The following is a 15977-nucleotide window of genomic DNA, read 5'->3' on the forward strand; positions in this document are numbered from 1 at the left end:
TCTTTGTCTCCTGCTCGGCGCCGCTCCAGCAGTGCGGCGCCTTTGGCTTCAGCGCGTTTCCTTGAGGGCGCCGTCCCAGTGCTCGGCCAACTTGCCGTCCTCCACGCGCCACATATCAAACCAGTACGAGTTGTAGGTGCGTGAAGGATCTTGCGGGTCCGGCAACTCACGCACGAGCATCATCACCACCTTGTCACCTTCGGCGATCAGCACGGGCGGCGCGGATGCCGGGCGCATGTTCTGGCGCGCACGTGCCGCCTCCGGCGTTCGCGTGAAAGCGATGATCGAATCGACACCCGAGGCGATGTTCGGGTTGTGCTGGATATAGCTCTCGGTCAAGAGCGGGCGTACCTGCTCTGCCGTGTCGGGGTTCACCAGCAGAGACATCATCTTGAGCACCAGCTCTTTGTTGGCCTGCTGCTGCGTGCCTGCGGTGCTGGACGCATCTGCCAGATGGAAGGGATGGTCAGGGGTAGTCATCAACTTATCTCCAGGCCGGAATGAGCGAACCGTCAATCCAGTTCGAATGGATGCCCAGGCGCAGGCGCACGGGCAGCTTCACGCGAGCCACCGGTCCAGCGGCGAGCCGTCGGCTTTCCAGGATCACCAGCTCGTTCGACTTTTCCAGAGGCCGGTTCAAGACGACGATCAGGTAGCCATCGTCCTCATCGGCAGTGGCGCTGCGGGGAAAGTACACCGGGTCCTGCAACGTCGCGCCTTCACCGGCATACCAGTCCTCGCGGTGACCGGTGGCCAGATCGAAGTGCGTGAGCTGGTTGAAGAACACCGGCACCACGCGACCGTTGCGATCGGTGATGAGGCGCGAACGGTTCAGCGTCGGCGCGAACACGTGCCGGTACGACTGGCACAGCCGGCGCGGATCGATATGCGGACCTTCGCCATCGGCGACAGCGAGCACCTGGTGCTCGGTCAGTTCCTCCGAGGGCGCGTGGTAATCGATGCGCCACCGCATAGCGCGCGTCGTGACCTTCGACGGATCGCCCATGCGACCGTGCTTGTCCGGCATCACCGCGGCAAAGCCGTTGCCATCGCACTCGTAAGCGTCGAAGACGATGCGCCCGTCCTCCTCGAAGGCGTTGATGGTGTGCCCCGTGAACGTGGGCGGCGCATGGAACCAACGCACTTGGTCGGCGCGGCCCTTGCGCGGGATCACGCCGATCACGGTGGGCAAGTCAGGGTCGTACACCCAGTGCTGGCCGCCGGCCTTCAGGCGCTCAAGGTCGGTGGTCAGCGGCATCAACGGGAAGAGCATGTAATGCTCGGTCAACGCACAGTCGTGGATCATCGCGGCGTACGGCGCCTCGAACCACGCCTCGTGGACCATCTCGCCGTCCGCGTCGAAGACGTAGTAGGCCAGGTCACGGGTCGTTTCACCGCGCGCCGCGTAACCAAAGCCATGCATTTCGCCGTTGGCCGGGTCCCACTTTGGATGGGCCGTGAACGTCTTGCTGGTGATCTTCCCGCCCGGGTTCCACACCCCTTTGGTTTCCAGGGTCACCGGGTCGATCTCGTAGGGCAGCCCGTCCTCCTTCGAGGCGAGCAGCCGGCCGGCGTGCATGTACACGGCGGTGTTGGCGGTGGTGCGGTCCTGGCCTGCAACGCTGGGGTCGTCGGAGAACGGGTCTCGGTAGTTGCCGAACAAGGAGCGACGGGCGGCTTGCTCCAGCAGATACCGCTGGGTGCGGACGTGGCGCGTCTTGAAATCGACGCATCCGTCCTTGATGCGGAACGCCCGCACCGCACCATCACCGCCTGCGGCAACGGTCATCGGCCAAAGCGGCGCGACTTCAGGGGGATACATCGGGTCCGGCACGGCCTGAACGAAGAGGCCGTCGATATCGGTGGGCACCTCACCTTCGATCAGCTCGAGGTCGGCGACCTCAATGTCAAAGCGGCAAGGTCCATCAATTCCTTCCGCCAATGCAGCGGGAAAGGGCTTGGTCACTACTGTCTCCTGTTGGTGCGTCCGGAGCCATTTCCGGGGCATGCCTGCACCTTACGTGGGTCAACCAGATCAAACCAGACGGCAGATTGACCCGGTCAGACCTTCATTGGTGGCGATGACCGAAATCAGCCTTGTCTCACCGAAAGGTCTTGTTCCAGACCAGGCCGTAGGTGCGAGGGGCTCCGCCCCTCAGCCAGCCCGAGCTGTAGAAGTTCTTGACGTAGACGTTGTGGATGTTCTTCACGTAACCGTTGAGCGACCAGTCGCCCTGGGAGGGGCGCCACGTCAGGTTGAAGTCGCCCGTCCAGAAGCTGTCCTGCATCGAGAGCGGTTGCTCGTTGGGCGACACGTAGTACTTGGTCACATAACGACCATCAAGGCGCGCCACGAGCTTGCCACTGTCGAAAGACTGGGTGCGCTGGTAGTACGCACCGATCGTCCAGGTCGGCGAGTGCGGCAGGGTGCTGCCGTTGAGATCGACGCTGACGTTCTGGCCGTCGGGGTGGATCACGATCGTGCTGCGAAAGCGCGAGTTGATGTAGCCCACGCGAGCGCCCAGCGCATCGGCTTCAGCAGGCCGCCATTGCGCCTCGATCTCGGCGCCCATGTTGCGCGCCTTGGGCGCGTTGGAGAACGCGAGCACCGGGCCGAGCGTCGGATCGACGTAGAAGTCTTGCACCTGATAGTCGCGGTAGTCGTAGTAGTACACCGCGGTGTTCAAGCGCCAACGATCATCCGCACTTTGGGTCTTCCATCCCAGTTCGTAGGAGCGCAGCGATTCCGGCCGGATGCCCGGGTAGTCCGGCGGCATCGTGCTCCAGGCGCCGGGGCGATAGCCCGTGGAAATGGTGGCATAGCCCATGGTCTTGGGGCCGAAGTCTTGCTCGAGACCGATCTTCCAGTCCGCGCGGTGCCAGGTGCCCGACGAGTCGCCCGGCGTAGCCGGGAAACGGTCCGTGGTCTGCCACTTGTCATCGATCGTGTAGCGCAGTCCCGCGACGGCGCGAGTGGTGCTGGTCAGCGAATAGGTGGCGTTGCCAAAGACTGCTTTCGAGCGGGCACCCGAATTCTGGTGGATCGTCCCGCCAGCCAACGGACCGGTCAGCGGCCGCTGGATGATGCGCATGTCGTTGTCGTAGTAGTACAGACCGACAAGCGTCTTCATGTGCTCGACGGGTTGCGACGCCAAGCGAACTTCCAGTGTGTTCTGCCTCAGCGAGTGGGGATCTTCCCCGTCGTCGTCGACGAGCCATGAACCCGTGGGAATGAACTGGTGGTTATGGCCTCCACTCGTCGCGGTGAGCACCGACAGCTTGCCGAGGCTGGTTTTCGCGTCGAGCTGTGCCCAGTACTTGGTGCCGATGTAACGCTCGGACGGCCCTGTGATCGGGTTCGCCGTTTTCCACGGGTCTTTCACCGAGTTGCCGGCGAAGGCGGGAACGTAGCCAGCACCGGCGCCACCGAGATCCACGTACTCAAAGCCAAACAGAGCCGAGGCGTCCTCACTGAGCTCGAACAACAGCTTGGCGCGAAGCGATTTCTGGTCGGCGTCGCTGGTGCCGTTGTTGTAGTACGGGTCGTGCTTGAGCACGCTGCCGGCGACACGAATGGCCACGTTGTCCGTCAACTCGCGGTTCAACATGCCCTCCACGCGACGGGTGCCATAGGACCCGAGCTCAAGCGCCAGTGCACCTTCGTTGTGGAACCCTGGATCATTGCTGATGATGTTCACCACGCCCCCGGGGCCGGAGCGGCCATAGAACGTGGACTGGGGGCCGCGCAGCACTTCCACCCGGGCCAGGTCGTACATGACCTGCGTACCCTCGGGCCGGGCGTTGTAAGTCCCATCCACGTTGATAGCGACCGCGCCATCCCCCACGCCAGGCGACAGGTCGGTGCCCAGGCCACGCACGGCTACCAGATAGCCACGCGGCTGAGTCTGCACCACCACGCCGGGTGTGCCCTGAATCACTGTGTCGAGGCGGTTCAACCCTTGCTCTCGGATCTCCTTGCCGCTCACCACGGCCGTGGAGATCGAGGTCTTCTGCAGGTTCTGGCTCACCCGCTGAGCCGTGACCACGACCGTCTCGAGCTTCGCACTGGAAGCGGCCTCGTCAGTCGAAGGAGCCGGGGCATCAGCCGCAGGGGCAGAGGCGGCCGGAGCGACAGGTGCGGCGACCTCCTGTGCATAGGCAGGCGCGCAGCAGGCGCCCGTCAACAGAAGCATCGGCCAACCGTTGCGGGCGGCACGGCGACTCACCTTGGCATATCGCTTTTTCATCGTTGTCTCCGTTTAGTAGTCAATACCACCCGTCGGCCGGCGACGCGCGCTGACCGGGCAGGACTTTGTTTTGAATGAAGGCGCCGAGTCGCTCGCATGACCGGCCCGGCCAGCAGCGGCTCGGACGATCAGGGGCCGCCGTCCGAGCTGCGGCAGTGGAAGTTCTGCGTCATCGTTGTCTCCGGTTTTGTCGGCTATTTGTCGCGTTCTTGACTTCGATCAACGCAGCAGATGCTAGGAGGCTGTAGTTCGCGAAACTAGGCGACGACTTCAGTCATGGACCTCATGCAAACCCGTATACGCAGCAAACCGTCGCCGCACTTCATCTGATCGTCTTGGGACGTGCGCGCGCCGCGCCTGGATTCGAAGCGCCGCGGCTGTTCGAGATGCGGCAGCGAAACCGCTACCGCGATCTCGATCTGCCCAAGCAGCGGCTGCGAGACAAGATCATCGACAGGGCCCCAGGCGCTGCCGCCGGGTCAAGCGCTGGCTGGACTGCCGTCTATCCGCGACGCGGGCAGCACCATCACCATCGTCAGCCCCGCCCCCTGCCGCGTCTCGGCCCGGATGCTCCCGCCATGGAGCGCGAAGGCCCGCTGGGCAATGGCGAGGCCCAGGCCAACCCCCTGCACGTTCTCCGAGCCCGCCACACGAGCAAAGGGTTCGAAGATGGCCTCGACCATGTCCGCCGGCACACCCTGCCCGTCATCCTCCACGATGCAGGTCAGGCACGCCGATGCCTCGTCGATGCGCGCCGTCACGCTGACGAGGCTGCCTGGCCGCGTGAACTTCACTGCGTTGCGGATCACGTTTTCATAGCCCCGGTACAGCAGCTCGCCATGGGCCTGCGTGACGAACTCGCCAGGCAGGTCGACGCGGACCTTCTTGCCCTGCAACTGGGCCTCGAACTGCGCGTCCTCGGCGATGGCCTGCAGCAGCTCGATGACATCGATGCGGCTGGTCGGCGGCACGGCCGCACCGGCCTCCAGGCGGTGCCAGGTCAGCAGCTCCTCGACGAGGCCGTCCAGGCGCTGGCTCTCGCGCTCGATGCGGTCCAGCATGGGCCCGAAGCTGGCCGGGTCCTGTCGCACGAGGCCGATGGCCACCTGCAGTCGTGCCAGCGGCGAGCGGAGCTCATGCGAGATGTCGTGCAGCAGCTGCTGACGCGACTCGGTCAGCCGCTGCACCTGGCGCGCCATGCGGTCGAAGTCGCCAGCCAGGTCGACGATCTCATCGTCACGCCCACCCATGCGGTGCCGCACCCGCGTGTCCAGGTTGCCTTCGGCAATTTGGCGCAGCGCCCAGCTCAGTTGCCGGATGGGTCGCGACAAGTACCAGGCCAGGCCGGCGCTGGTCAGCAGCATCGTCAGCACCCCGGCCGTGAACGGCACCATGGGCACGACGCCGAACAGCAGGTCACCGCTGTCGGGCGGCGGCGGCCGACCGGTCAGGTGGAAATAGCTGACGACGCTGACCAGCGTCAGCACCATGCCGATCCACTGCGACAGGAAGAACTTCCAGAACAGTCGGCCGGGGCGGCGCGAGGTCGCCATCGTCAGTCGACCAGCAGCTGGTAGCCGCGGCCGCGAACGCTTTCTATCCACGACTGGCCGTCGCTGCGCAGGCCCAGCTTCTGGCGGATGCTGCTGATGTGCACATCGATGCGCCGGTCGAATCGCGCCAGCGGCTGGCCGAAGGCCTGCAGCGAGATGTCCTGCTTGCTGACGAGTTGCCCCGCCTGTCGCGCCAGCACTTCCAGCAGCGTGAACTCGGTACCGGTCAGCTCCAGCGGCCGGCCCTGCCAGGTCGCACTGCGGCTGCCGGGGGACAGAATCAGCGGCCCCACCTGCAGCTGCTTCGCGCCACTGGCCACCGGCGTGGACGCCGGCTCGCGACCCTCGGTACGGCGCAGGATGGCACGGATGCGCGCCACCAGCTCGCCCGGCGTGCAGGGCTTGGGCACGTAGTCGTCGGCGCCCATGTCCAGGCCGACGATGCGGTCGATGTTGTCGCCGCGAGCGGTCAGCATCAGCACCGGGACCTGGCTCGTCGAACGGATGCGGCGCAGCGCCTCGATACCGGACACGCGCGGCATCATGATGTCGAGCACCACGATGCTGTAGGGCCGGCTGACCGCCTCCAGCGCACCGGCCTCGCCGTCGTGCACGGCATGCACGTCGAAGCCCTCGCGCACGAGGTACTGCGACAGCATGGCGGTGAGGTCGATGTCATCATCAACCAGCAGAACCTTGTTCATCGGCCCGGAGTATCCGCGTCGCAACGCGCACCCGGCGAGCCGTTTTACCCACCTTAACCCTGTCGGAAGGCGCTTAACCGACCCGATTCCTAGCATGGGCTGCACAGGTATCCCATGCCCAAAGCACTGACTCCACACGCCCTTTCGACCGCCAGCGCCACACTGCTGCTGGCGTTGGCCGGCTGCGCCGTCGGGCCCACCTACCAGGCCCCCACGCCCGCCGCCGCGACGACCTGGCACGCTCCCGTGCCGCACGACGGCCAGTCCACCACGCTGCAGAACTGGTGGGCCCAGTTCAACGATGCCGCGCTGACGCAGTTCATCACCTGGGCCGAGGCCGACAGCCCCACGCTGACACAGGCGTGGACTCGCATCGAGCAAGCCCGCGCCACGCTGACGACGACGCGCGCTGGCGCTCTGCCCGCGGCCAGCGCCTCCGGCAGCGCGGCGCGCAGCGGCGCTTCCGGTACGACCAGCACGACCGTGCGCAGCGCCCGGCTTGATGCGTCATGGGAGATCGACCTCTTCGGCCGCGTGCGCCGCAACGCCGAGGCCGCGAGCGCACGCATCGAGGCCCGTGAGGCGGACTGGCACGAGGCCCGCGTGTCGCTGGCCGCCGAGGTCGCGGACACCTATGTGCAGTACCGCGCCTGTGGCCTGCTGGCCGACGCCTACGAGCGCGAGCTGGCGTCCGTGACGAAGACCGAGGCTACGACTGCGACGATGGTGCAGGCGGGCTTCACGGCACCGTCCGACGGCGCGCTCGCGCGGGCCAGCCTCGCCAGCAGCCGCTCCTCGGCCGTGCGCCAGCGCGCGCAGTGCTCACTGTTGCTGAAGTCGCTGGTCTACCTGACCGGCCACGACGAACCCGAGCTGCTGGCGACGATGGCCGGTGGCAGCACGGCCGTGCCGCAGCCCGCGCATCTCGGCGTGGACAGCGTGCCGGCCCAGGTCTTGCGCCAGCGACCCGACCTGGCCTCGCTGGAACGCGAGCTGGCCGCCAGCAGTGCCGAGATCGGCGCCGCGCAGGCGGACCTCTACCCCAGCCTGTCGCTGAGCGGCGCCATCACGCGCAGCCTCGGCCAGGGCCTGACGACTTGGTCGTTCGGGCCGGCGCTGGCGGTGTCGCTGTTCGACGGCGGCGCCAAGCGTGCGGCGGTGGACAGCGCCAACGCGAGCTACACCAGCGCACTGGCCGGCTACCAGCAGGGCGTACGCAGCGCCGTGCGCGAGGTGGAGGAGGCGCTCGTCAACCTCGACAGCACGCGCCAGCGCGCCAGCGAGGCGCACCGTGCCGCCGAGGAGTACCGGCACTACCTGAACGCCACCGAGGCCAATTGGCGCGCCGGCACGGCCAGCCTGCTGAACCTGGAGGAAGCGCGGCGCTCCGCGCTGTCCGCCGAAATCGACGACCTGACGCTGGAACAGAGCCAGGTCAGCTACTGGATCGCCCTCTACAAGGCCCTCGGTGGCGGCTGGACACCCGGCGCCACGGTCTCCACGAACAAGAACGGAGCCCAGCCTTGAACCGGCCCACCCGCATCCACGCACCCGGCGCCATCGTTGCCGCGCTGCTCCTCCTCACGGCCTGCAGCAAGCCCGACGACGGCGGCCCTGCCGCTGCCGCCAGCGCGCCCAGCGTGCTGACGGTGGAAATCACGTCGCCCAGCACGCTGCAGTGGCCGCAGACCATCCAGGCCAACGGCGCGCTGGCGGCCTGGCAGGAAGTCATCGTCAGCCCCGAGACCGGCGGCCTGCGCATCGCCGAACTGGCGGTGGACGTGGGCACGCGCGTTCGCAAGGGTCAGCTGCTCGCCCGCCTGGCCGACGACAGCCTGCAGAACGATCTGCACAAGCAGCAGGCGCTCGTCGCCCAGGCGCAGGCCACGCTGGACCAGGCCACGTCCAACGTGCAGCGCGCCAAGGCCGCCGAGAACAGCGGCGGCCTGTCGGCGCAGACCATCGAGCAGTACCGCATCACCGAGGCGACGTCGCGTGCCGCGCTGGCGTCGGCCAAGGCCGACCTGGACGCGACGCAGCTCAAGCTGCGTCAGACCCGCATCGTCGCGCCGGACGACGGCCTCGTGTCGACGCGCAGCGGCGTGCTCGGCAACGTCGTGTCGGCCGGCACCGAGCTGTTCCGCCTCGTGCGGCAGGGCCGCGTCGAATGGCGCGCCGAGGTCGATGCGCGCCAACTGGCCGTCATCAAGGAAGGCCAGCGCGCCCGCGTCACGCTGCCCACCGGGCAGGCCGTGGACGGCAAGGTGCGCCTCGTCGGCCCGGTGCTGAGCACCGACACCGGCCGCGCGCTCATCTACGTCGCGCTGCCGACCGACAGCGCCGCGCGAGTGGGCATGTTCGCCAGCGGCAGCGTGGAGCTGCCATCCACACCCGCACTGACGCTGCCGCAGAGCGCACTGGTGTCACGCGATGGCCGTGACTACGTCTACACGGTCGACGGTGGCGGCAAGGCGCACAGCGTCGTCGTCACGGTGGGCCGGCGCCAGCAACCTCGCGTCGAGGTGCTGGGCGGCGTGCCGGCGAACGCGCGCGTCGTCGCCGGTGGCGGCGCGTTCCTATCGGACGGCGCCCAGGTGACGGTGGCCGCTGCGGCAGCGTCCGCGGCCTCGCGTTGATCGGAGCCGCATCATGAACGTCTCCGCCTGGTCGATCCGCAACCCGGTCCCGTCCATCCTGCTGTTCATCCTGCTGACGGTCGTCGGCCTGATGGCTTTTAGCAAGCTGCAGGTGCAGGACTTCCCCGACATGGACCTGCCGACCATCCAGGTGTCGGCCTCGCTGGAAGGCGCCGCGCCGGCCCAGCTGGAAACCGAGGTCGCGCGCAAGCTGGAGGACAAGCTCGCGTCACTGTCCAAGCTGGATCACCTCACGACGACCATCACCGACGGTTCGGTGAGCATGAGCGTCAGCTTCGACATCGACAAGAACTCCGAGGAAGCGCTCAACGAGGTCCGCAACGCCATCGACGGCGCCAAGGCCGACCTGCCGGCCAGCATGGCCTCGCCCACTGTCTCCAAGATCACCAGCGCCGGCTCCGCGCTGCTGACCTTCACCGTCGAATCGACGCAGCTCGACGAACAGGACCTGTCCTGGTTCGTCGACAACGACGTGGCCAAGGCCATGCTCGCCGTGAAGGGCGTGGCCTCCGTCGCGCGCGTCGGCGGCGTCGACCGCGAGGTGCTGGTGACGCTGCAGCCCACGCTGATGGCCGGCCTGGGCGTGACGCCGTCCGACGTATCGGCAAAGCTCAAGGCCGTGCAGAAGGACAGCTCCGGCGGCCAGGGCGCCCTGGGTGGCCAGCGCCAGTCCGTGCGCACGCTGGCCACCGTGGGCCGACCGGCCGACATCGCCGCGCTGACGCTACCGCTGGCCGACGGCCGCAGCGTGCGGCTGGACCAGATCGCGACGATCAGCGACGGCCACGCCGAGCGCTCGACCATCGCCTTGCGCGACGGCAAGCGCGTCATCGGCTTCCAGGTCACGCGCTCACGCGGCTTCTCGGACACGGGCGTCGCCAGCGACATCCGCGCGGCCGTGAAGACCTTCGCCGCCGCGCACCCGAATGTGACGGTGCAGGAAGCATCGAACACCGTCGAGCCCATCCAGGAGAACTACCACGGCTCCATGCACCTGCTGCTGGAGGGCGCAGCGCTGGCCGTCATCGTCGTGTGGCTGTTCCTGCGCGACTGGCGCGCCACGCTGGTGTCCGCGGCGGCGCTGCCGCTGTCCATCGTGCCGGCCTTCCTCGTCATGTGGCTGCTGGGCTATTCGCTGAACACGATCACGCTGCTGTCGCTGTCGCTGGTCGTGGGCGTGCTGGTGGACGACGCCATCGTCGAGATCGAGAACATCGAACGCCACCTGCTGATGGGCAAGAGCCCGTTCCAGGCGGCGATGGAGGCCGCCGACGAGATCGGCCTGGCCGTCATCGCGACGACGTTCACGCTGGTCGCCGTGTTCCTGCCGACCGCCTTCATGGGCGGCATACCGGGCAAGTTCTTCAAGCAGTTCGGCATCACCGCGTCGGTCGCCGTGCTCGCGTCGCTGCTGGTCGCGCGACTCTTGACGCCGATGATGGCCGCCTACCTGCTCAAGCCCAAGAAGCCGGGCCACCACGAGGTGTCCACCGACGGCCCGACGATGACGCGCTACCTCGGCTGGGCGCGCGCGGGGCTCAAGCACCGCAAGACGACCGTTGCGTTGGCGGCGCTGTTCATGGTGTTGTCGCTGGCCGTCGCGCCCTTCATCCCGACAGCCTTCATCCCGGCGCAGGACAAGGCGCAGAGCAGCATCAGCATCAAGATGGCGCCCGGCACGACGCTGGAGCAGACCACCGCCACCAGCGTGCGCGCGGCCGAACTCCTGAAGGGCCTGCCCGAAGTGCAGAGCGTGTTCGTGTCGGCCGGCACGGCCTCCACCGGCGGCGGGATGAGCGCCTCGTCGGCGGCCGACCTGACCAGCGCGACGCTGACCGTAGACCTCGTCGCCCGCGGCGACCGCAAGCTCAAGCAGTCGCAGGTCGAGGCCCAGATGCGCAACCTGCTGCGCACGCTGCCGGGCGCGCGCATCTCGGTCGGCGGCGGCAACAGCGGCGAGTCGCTGCAGCTGACGCTGGCCAGCGATGACCCCGGCGCGCTGACGCTGGCAGCGACTCAGGCCGAGGCGCAGCTGCGCACGCTCAAGGGCATCGGCAACGTGACCTCCAGCGCCGCGCTGCAGCGGCCCGAGATCCAGATCCGCCCCGACGCCGTCAAGGCCGCCGCGCTGGGCGTCACGTCCGAGGCGCTGGCCGACGCGGTGCGCTTCGCGACCTACGGCGACTACTCGACGTCGCTGCCCAAGCTCAACCTGCCGCAGCGTCAGATCGCTATCCGCGTGCGGCTGGACGACACGGTGCGGCAAGACCTGGACGCCATCGGCCAGCTGCGTGTGGCCGGCAGCAATGGCACGGTGAGCCTCGCGTCGGTGGCCGACGTCTCGATGGGCAGCGGCCCGTCGCAGATCGACCGCATCGACCGTTCGCGCAACGTGACGCTGACCGTGGAACTGAACGGCCGCGCCATCGGCGAGGTGCAGAAGGAGGCCAAGGCGCTGCCGGCGCTGCGCTCGCTGCCGACCGGCGTGCGCTTCGTCGACCAGGGCGAGCTGCAGCGCATGTCGGAGCTGTTCACGAGCTTCGGCGTCGCGATGGCCATCGGCATCTTCTGCATCTATGCCGTGCTGGTGCTGCTGTTTCACGACTTCCTGCAGCCCGCCACCATCCTGTGCGCGCTGCCGCTGGCCATGGGCGGCGCGCTGCTGGCGCTGTGGATGACGGGCCAGGCGTTCTCGATGCCGGTCGTCATCGGCGTGCTGATGCTGATGGGCATCGTGACGAAGAACTCCATCCTGCTGGTGGAGTACGCCATCGTTGCGCGGCGCGAGGGCGGCATGACGCGCTTCGACGCCATTGTCGACGCCTGCCACAAGCGCGCGCGCCCCATCGTCATGACGACCATCGCGATGGGTGCCGGCATGCTGCCCAACGCGCTGGGCCTGGGCGCCGAGCCGAGCTTCCGCCAGCCGATGGCCATCGTCGTCATTGGTGGACTGTTGACGTCGACCTTCCTGAGCCTGCTTGTCGTTCCGGTAGTGTTCACCTATGTGGACGACCTGCTGATGTGGTCACGAAAGGCACGGGTTCAAGAAGCGGGGGCTCAACTTCCCGCGCAGGAACGGTGACCGCTTCGTGGATCGAGGCCTCACTTTCGAGTCCATCGCCGAGGGGCTTCGTCTGTCCTTTGCATAGCATTGCAGCCTGGACCTTCGCCCTGCTCGGTATACGTGAGGAGTCATTGGTGAGCTTGAGTCGCTTCGCTTCCTCGAAGAGCGCGGCCGCGGGCCTCCTGTGATCGAGGCATCGGTGGTCTCCTTCACTGGCACACCTTGATGCCGTGCGGCCCGGTGCCATGGGTGTTCTGGATGGCCGATTGCGCGTTGACCATCTTGCCCATGCGACGCCGGATCTTACCGTTCGGCAATCGCTCGAGCTTGACGCACAACTCGGGATCAAGCGCCATCGCGATGCGCTCCTCAAACGTCGGCCTCGGCGTGTTGCTGCGCGGATCGCTGGTTGCAGGGTTGGACAGCGAGCCGAGCATCACTTCCCGGCTCGGCGTCAGCGTCAGCGGTCCCGACGCGGAGGCTGAACTGCCCGGCGCTGATGCCGATGGCCCGCTTGGGCTGATCGCCGCTTGTGACGGGGCCGCCTCGCCATCCGTCGAAGCGGCAGCCCCAACACTCGGCACCACCGGTGTGACCGTCATCGGTGAGCGGACTGGAAACGTCCGCATGCGTGCGAGCGTCGGTGTCGCCTGTTCACTGGCAGCCTGGGCACGCGCCTTGCGATCGGGAACAAAGCGAAGCGGGATCGACGTACTGACCGGGCTGTCAGGCCGCACCGGCTGATTGAGCTGCCACAGCGCCCATAGCAGCACCAGATGCGCACCGAGCACCGCGAACGCGGCCAGCGGGCGATGCTTGGGCCGCCGCGGCTCAGATGGCCCAGCGGCAAATGCCATCGCGGCGTTCACTCGTCCTGCCTCGCAGGCGCAGGATCAAGGCCCGTGTCAGAAGAGAACGCCGCTGGAGGCGGCGGCAGAGCAAACGGGGGGAGGAGCCAAGCGAACAACGACCAGCCCACGCACAGGCAGAGCAGGATTCGCATGAAGATGCGTGCGGTCAGCAACAGCCAGGCCCGCCAGAAGGCACGGGGCGGGGGGGTGAGCTTTCTCATCGCACTTCGCTATAACTGCTGACGAAGCGGCGATGCTAGGAAGGGTGTCCGTTAGCTGCGTTATGCCAAGGTTAGCCAGGGTAAAGATTCGACCTGGGCAGCGTCGGCACCATTGCCAAGCCCCCGCTTTCCTCAGAAGTATTTGCATACAGCATCGCGCACAGTCGCGTGCTGTCAACGGATTGGCTCAAGTTCCGGCTCTACAGCTCTGCCCTCCATCGAATACTGCCGTCGGCGTCTTGGCAGTGGACGAGAAACATGGCATTCGCTCGGTCGTTGGCAAAGGGTTCGGGCGGTACCGTTTGCCCGATAGTGCAGCCTTTACGCTGCGGCGATGACGCTCGCCCGTGTCGCCGACGTTGCCTCGTTCAAGAGGCTGCCATCACCGACACGCCCCGCTTATCGGGCGACGGCGGCAAGCTGGCGGCGCCACTGCCAGCGGCGCAATCAGGCTAAGGCGATGCCAAAACCGGCATCGGCCCGCGAGCGCTTTTCATCAGCGGCTGGCCGGCCCGGCCATAGCATGCGGCCTCGCAAAGCTGCCAACCGCATGAACGCAGAATTCGTGCCCGGCCGGCGGCGCTTCCTCGCCGCGCGGGCCGTCGGCGGGCCTGATCACCGCTACAGCCCCCAACGCCATCCGCGCCCTGTGCCGGAGATGAACAGCCGACGCAGCGCCTGAGGGCGCGTCCAGGCGGAATACAAGACTGGAGACATCGATGTTGACTCGCCGTGCATTTCCGCAGTCATGTGCGTCAGTTGCCAGCGCTGGTCCGCATTCAATGTGAAGTAATGACTCTCAAGCAAATGAGCACAAATAACTTTGTCGCGCCAGTCGGCGGTCTGCCCCCCGTGCAGCCAGTTTTCGGGAGGTTCGCCTTCCTACCCAGACAACTGGCCCTCGCCAGCATCCTGGTCGCTGCTCTCCCGGTTCACGCGGCCCTGCCGGAACTCGGTCCGATGCCGTCCCTGCCGGCCCCGTTGCCCTCCGACAGCGTCTCCATGGGCGATGCGCAATCCGCGCCGGTCGTGCATCTGGGCTTGCCGATCACTGCCGGCCCGTTCAAGCCGACCTGGGAATCGATCGCAAAGCAGTACCCGGGAACGCCGGCTTGGCTGCGTGAAGCAAAGTTCGGCATCTGGGTCCACTTCGGTCCACAGGCCGTCGGCATGAGCGGCGACTGGTACGCGCGCCGGATGTACGTTCCCGGCACGACCGCCTATGCCAGCCACCTCAAGAACTATGGCCATCCGTCGCAGTTCGGCTACAAGGAGGTGCTGCGGGACTGGAACCCGAGCAAGCTGGACCCGGTCAAACTGGTGGCGCTGTACAAGGAAGCCGGCGCGCGCTTCCTTCTTATCCAGGGTGTGCACCACGACAATTTCGACTTGTGGGATTCCCGTTATCAGCCGTGGAATTCAATGCGCATCGGTCCCAAACGTGACCTGCTTGGGGAATGGGCGGCGGCGGCCAAGGCGACCGGGCTGCGCTATGGCGTGGCGTTTCACCATGAGTACACCTGGTGGTGGTGGCAGACCGCCTTCGGCAGCGATCCGACAGGCGATTACGCCGGCAAGCCGTACGACGGCACATTGACCCTTGAGGATGGCAAGGGCAAGTGGTGGGAAGGGCTCGATCCCCGCCTGCTCTATGGCCCGGATCTGCGGGAATACAAGGGCGTGACGGCAGCGGCTCATACGGACTGGAACCCACCGCCCGCGGGCATCTTCGGCCGCCACACGGCCTATGCCGAGTGGTACGCGAAACGCTGGGCGCTGCGCATGATGGACGTGGCGGAGCGCTACGACCCGGACTTCATCTATACCGATGGCACCAGCGACCAGCCTTTCAGCGGTAACTTGACCGGGACCGGGATGAAGTCCGATGCCATGCAGCTCGTGATGGCCGATTTCTACAATCGAACGCTGAAGAAGCGCGGCAAGGTCGACACGTTCAGCGTCGTCAAGTTCCACCCGAAATTCAACGGTACCGTCAACACGGAAGAAGGCACGATCCCGGCAGGCATCAGGGACGATGAAGCCTGGATCGCCGAAACGCCTGTGGGCGATTGGTACTACGCCCCCTGGTTCACTTATGACTCGGGCGCCGTCATTCGCTACCTTCTTGAGCAGGTTGCGCGCGACGGGAATGTGGCCCTCTGCATCTCTCCGCTGCCGGACGGATCGCTGGACGAGGGCAGCCTCCGCATGCTGAAGGAGGTCGGTGCCTGGATGCGCGTGAACGGCGAAGGGATTTATGGCAGCAAGGCCTGGGTGAAGCTGGGCGAAGGCGAGGATGGCAAGCTACGCACCTTGCCAGGCGGAAAGCTGGATCGAACCCAGGCCGACTTCAAGTTTGGGCCCCATGACTTCCGCTTCACGGTCGGTCGCGACGGTTCGCTCTACGCGTTCACCATGATGGTTCCCAAGCCTGGTACGACGCTCAAGATCCATTCGCTCGGATCGGACGCGAACCTGCTGGGCAAACGGATCAGCTCGGTGTCTCTGGTCGGCTACGAGGGCAAGGCACTCACCTGGCGCCAGGAGGCCGATGGCTTGGTCATCGTGTGCCCGCCCGATATGCCATTTGCTGCTGCGGTTGCATTCAATATTCGCTAGGGACAGTCTGCAAAACCCCTCGTCAATCCGACTGGCGCTGGGCGTGAGCGCGGGCGAC

The 15977-nt window shown here is 66.6% G+C and carries 11 protein-coding genes; 5 read left to right on the top strand and 6 right to left on the bottom strand.

Translation table 11 applies throughout. The features are described 5' to 3' along the window. Nucleotides 1–48 precede the first annotated feature (48 nt). From ASD35_RS18515 to ASD35_RS18535, 5 genes are all read right to left on the bottom strand, one after another. The gene (locus ASD35_RS18515; RefSeq protein WP_056877419.1) at nt 49–480 is read right to left on the bottom strand and encodes a nuclear transport factor 2 family protein; all 432 of its coding nucleotides are present in this window, start codon (nt 478–480) and stop codon (nt 49–51) included. Between the two features lie 4 nt (nt 481–484). Continuing rightward, nucleotides 485–1966, bottom strand: coding sequence for a carotenoid oxygenase family protein (locus ASD35_RS18520; RefSeq protein ID WP_056876446.1), 1482 nt, complete (start codon nt 1964–1966; stop codon nt 485–487). Nucleotides 1967–2102: 136 nt separating this feature from the next. Further along, nucleotides 2103–4247 (bottom strand): TonB-dependent receptor, encoded by a 2145-nt coding sequence (locus ASD35_RS18525; RefSeq protein ID WP_082580277.1) that lies wholly within the window; start codon nt 4245–4247, stop codon nt 2103–2105. 479 nt (nt 4248–4726) lie between these two features. Then, nucleotides 4727–5800: an ATP-binding protein gene (locus tag ASD35_RS18530; RefSeq protein WP_056876448.1), complete on the bottom strand. Its 1074-nt coding sequence runs from the start codon at nt 5798–5800 to the stop codon at nt 4727–4729. A gap of 2 nt (nt 5801–5802) precedes the next feature. Continuing rightward, nucleotides 5803–6504 carry a response regulator gene (locus ASD35_RS18535; protein ID WP_056876449.1) on the bottom strand — a complete coding sequence of 234 codons (702 nt, stop codon included), beginning with the start codon at nt 6502–6504 and terminating at the stop codon, nt 5803–5805. Between the two features lie 114 nt (nt 6505–6618). On the opposite strand from ASD35_RS18535, the gene ASD35_RS18540 reads away from it, so the two are divergent. From ASD35_RS18540 to ASD35_RS18550, 3 genes are read left to right on the top strand one after another with little or no spacing between them, the layout of a single operon-like run. After that, a complete protein-coding gene (locus tag ASD35_RS18540) occupies nt 6619–8031 on the top strand; it encodes an efflux transporter outer membrane subunit (RefSeq protein WP_056876450.1) in 1413 nt (470 codons plus the stop codon). After that, nucleotides 8028–9140: an efflux RND transporter periplasmic adaptor subunit gene (locus ASD35_RS18545; protein WP_157275659.1), complete on the top strand. Its 1113-nt coding sequence runs from the start codon at nt 8028–8030 to the stop codon at nt 9138–9140. The genes ASD35_RS18540 and ASD35_RS18545 overlap by 4 nt, the downstream gene beginning before the upstream one ends. 13 nt (nt 9141–9153) lie before the next feature. Further along, nucleotides 9154–12246, top strand: a complete 3093-nt coding sequence (locus ASD35_RS18550; protein ID WP_056876451.1) for an efflux RND transporter permease subunit — start codon at nt 9154–9156, stop codon at nt 12244–12246. A 191-nt stretch (nt 12247–12437) separates the two neighbouring features. Here the strand turns inward: ASD35_RS18550 and ASD35_RS27370 are convergent, their stop codons facing one another. Continuing rightward, on the bottom strand, nt 12438–13097 hold the full coding sequence (locus ASD35_RS27370) for a hypothetical protein (protein ID WP_157275660.1): 660 nt from the start codon (nt 13095–13097) through the stop codon (nt 12438–12440). Nucleotides 13098–13850: 753 nt separating this feature from the next. Between ASD35_RS27370 and ASD35_RS28320 the strand changes: the two genes are divergently transcribed. Both ASD35_RS28320 and ASD35_RS18565 read left to right on the top strand, forming a co-directional pair. Then, the gene (locus ASD35_RS28320) at nt 13851–13982 is read left to right on the top strand and encodes a hypothetical protein (RefSeq protein WP_255354536.1); all 132 of its coding nucleotides are present in this window, start codon (nt 13851–13853) and stop codon (nt 13980–13982) included. A 110-nt stretch (nt 13983–14092) separates the two neighbouring features. Next, nucleotides 14093–15919 (top strand): alpha-L-fucosidase, encoded by a 1827-nt coding sequence (locus ASD35_RS18565; RefSeq protein WP_200956073.1) that lies wholly within the window; start codon nt 14093–14095, stop codon nt 15917–15919. Nucleotides 15920–15977: the final 58 nt, after the last annotated feature.

Origin of the sequence: Pelomonas sp. Root1444 (assembly GCF_001426885.1) — a bacterium.
Classification (GTDB): Bacteria; Pseudomonadota; Gammaproteobacteria; order Burkholderiales; family Burkholderiaceae_C; genus Pelomonas.

Excerpts from the sequence above, each read along its gene's own strand:
- ASD35_RS18530 (WP_056876448.1), bottom strand. The coding sequence starts at position 5,800 with ATGGCGACCTCGCGCCGCCCCGGCCGACTGTTCTGGAAGTTCTTCCTG.
- ASD35_RS18550 (WP_056876451.1), top strand. The coding sequence starts at position 9,154 with ATGAACGTCTCCGCCTGGTCGATCCGCAACCCGGTCCCGTCCATCCTG.
- ASD35_RS18535 (WP_056876449.1), bottom strand. The coding sequence starts at position 6,504 with ATGAACAAGGTTCTGCTGGTTGATGATGACATCGACCTCACCGCCATG.
- ASD35_RS18565 (WP_200956073.1), top strand. The coding sequence starts at position 14,093 with ATGACTCTCAAGCAAATGAGCACAAATAACTTTGTCGCGCCAGTCGGC.
- ASD35_RS28320 (WP_255354536.1), top strand. The coding sequence starts at position 13,851 with ATGAACGCAGAATTCGTGCCCGGCCGGCGGCGCTTCCTCGCCGCGCGG.
- ASD35_RS18515 (WP_056877419.1), bottom strand. The coding sequence starts at position 480 with ATGACTACCCCTGACCATCCCTTCCATCTGGCAGATGCGTCCAGCACC.
- ASD35_RS18525 (WP_082580277.1), bottom strand. The coding sequence starts at position 4,247 with ATGAAAAAGCGATATGCCAAGGTGAGTCGCCGTGCCGCCCGCAACGGT.
- ASD35_RS18540 (WP_056876450.1), top strand. The coding sequence starts at position 6,619 with ATGCCCAAAGCACTGACTCCACACGCCCTTTCGACCGCCAGCGCCACA.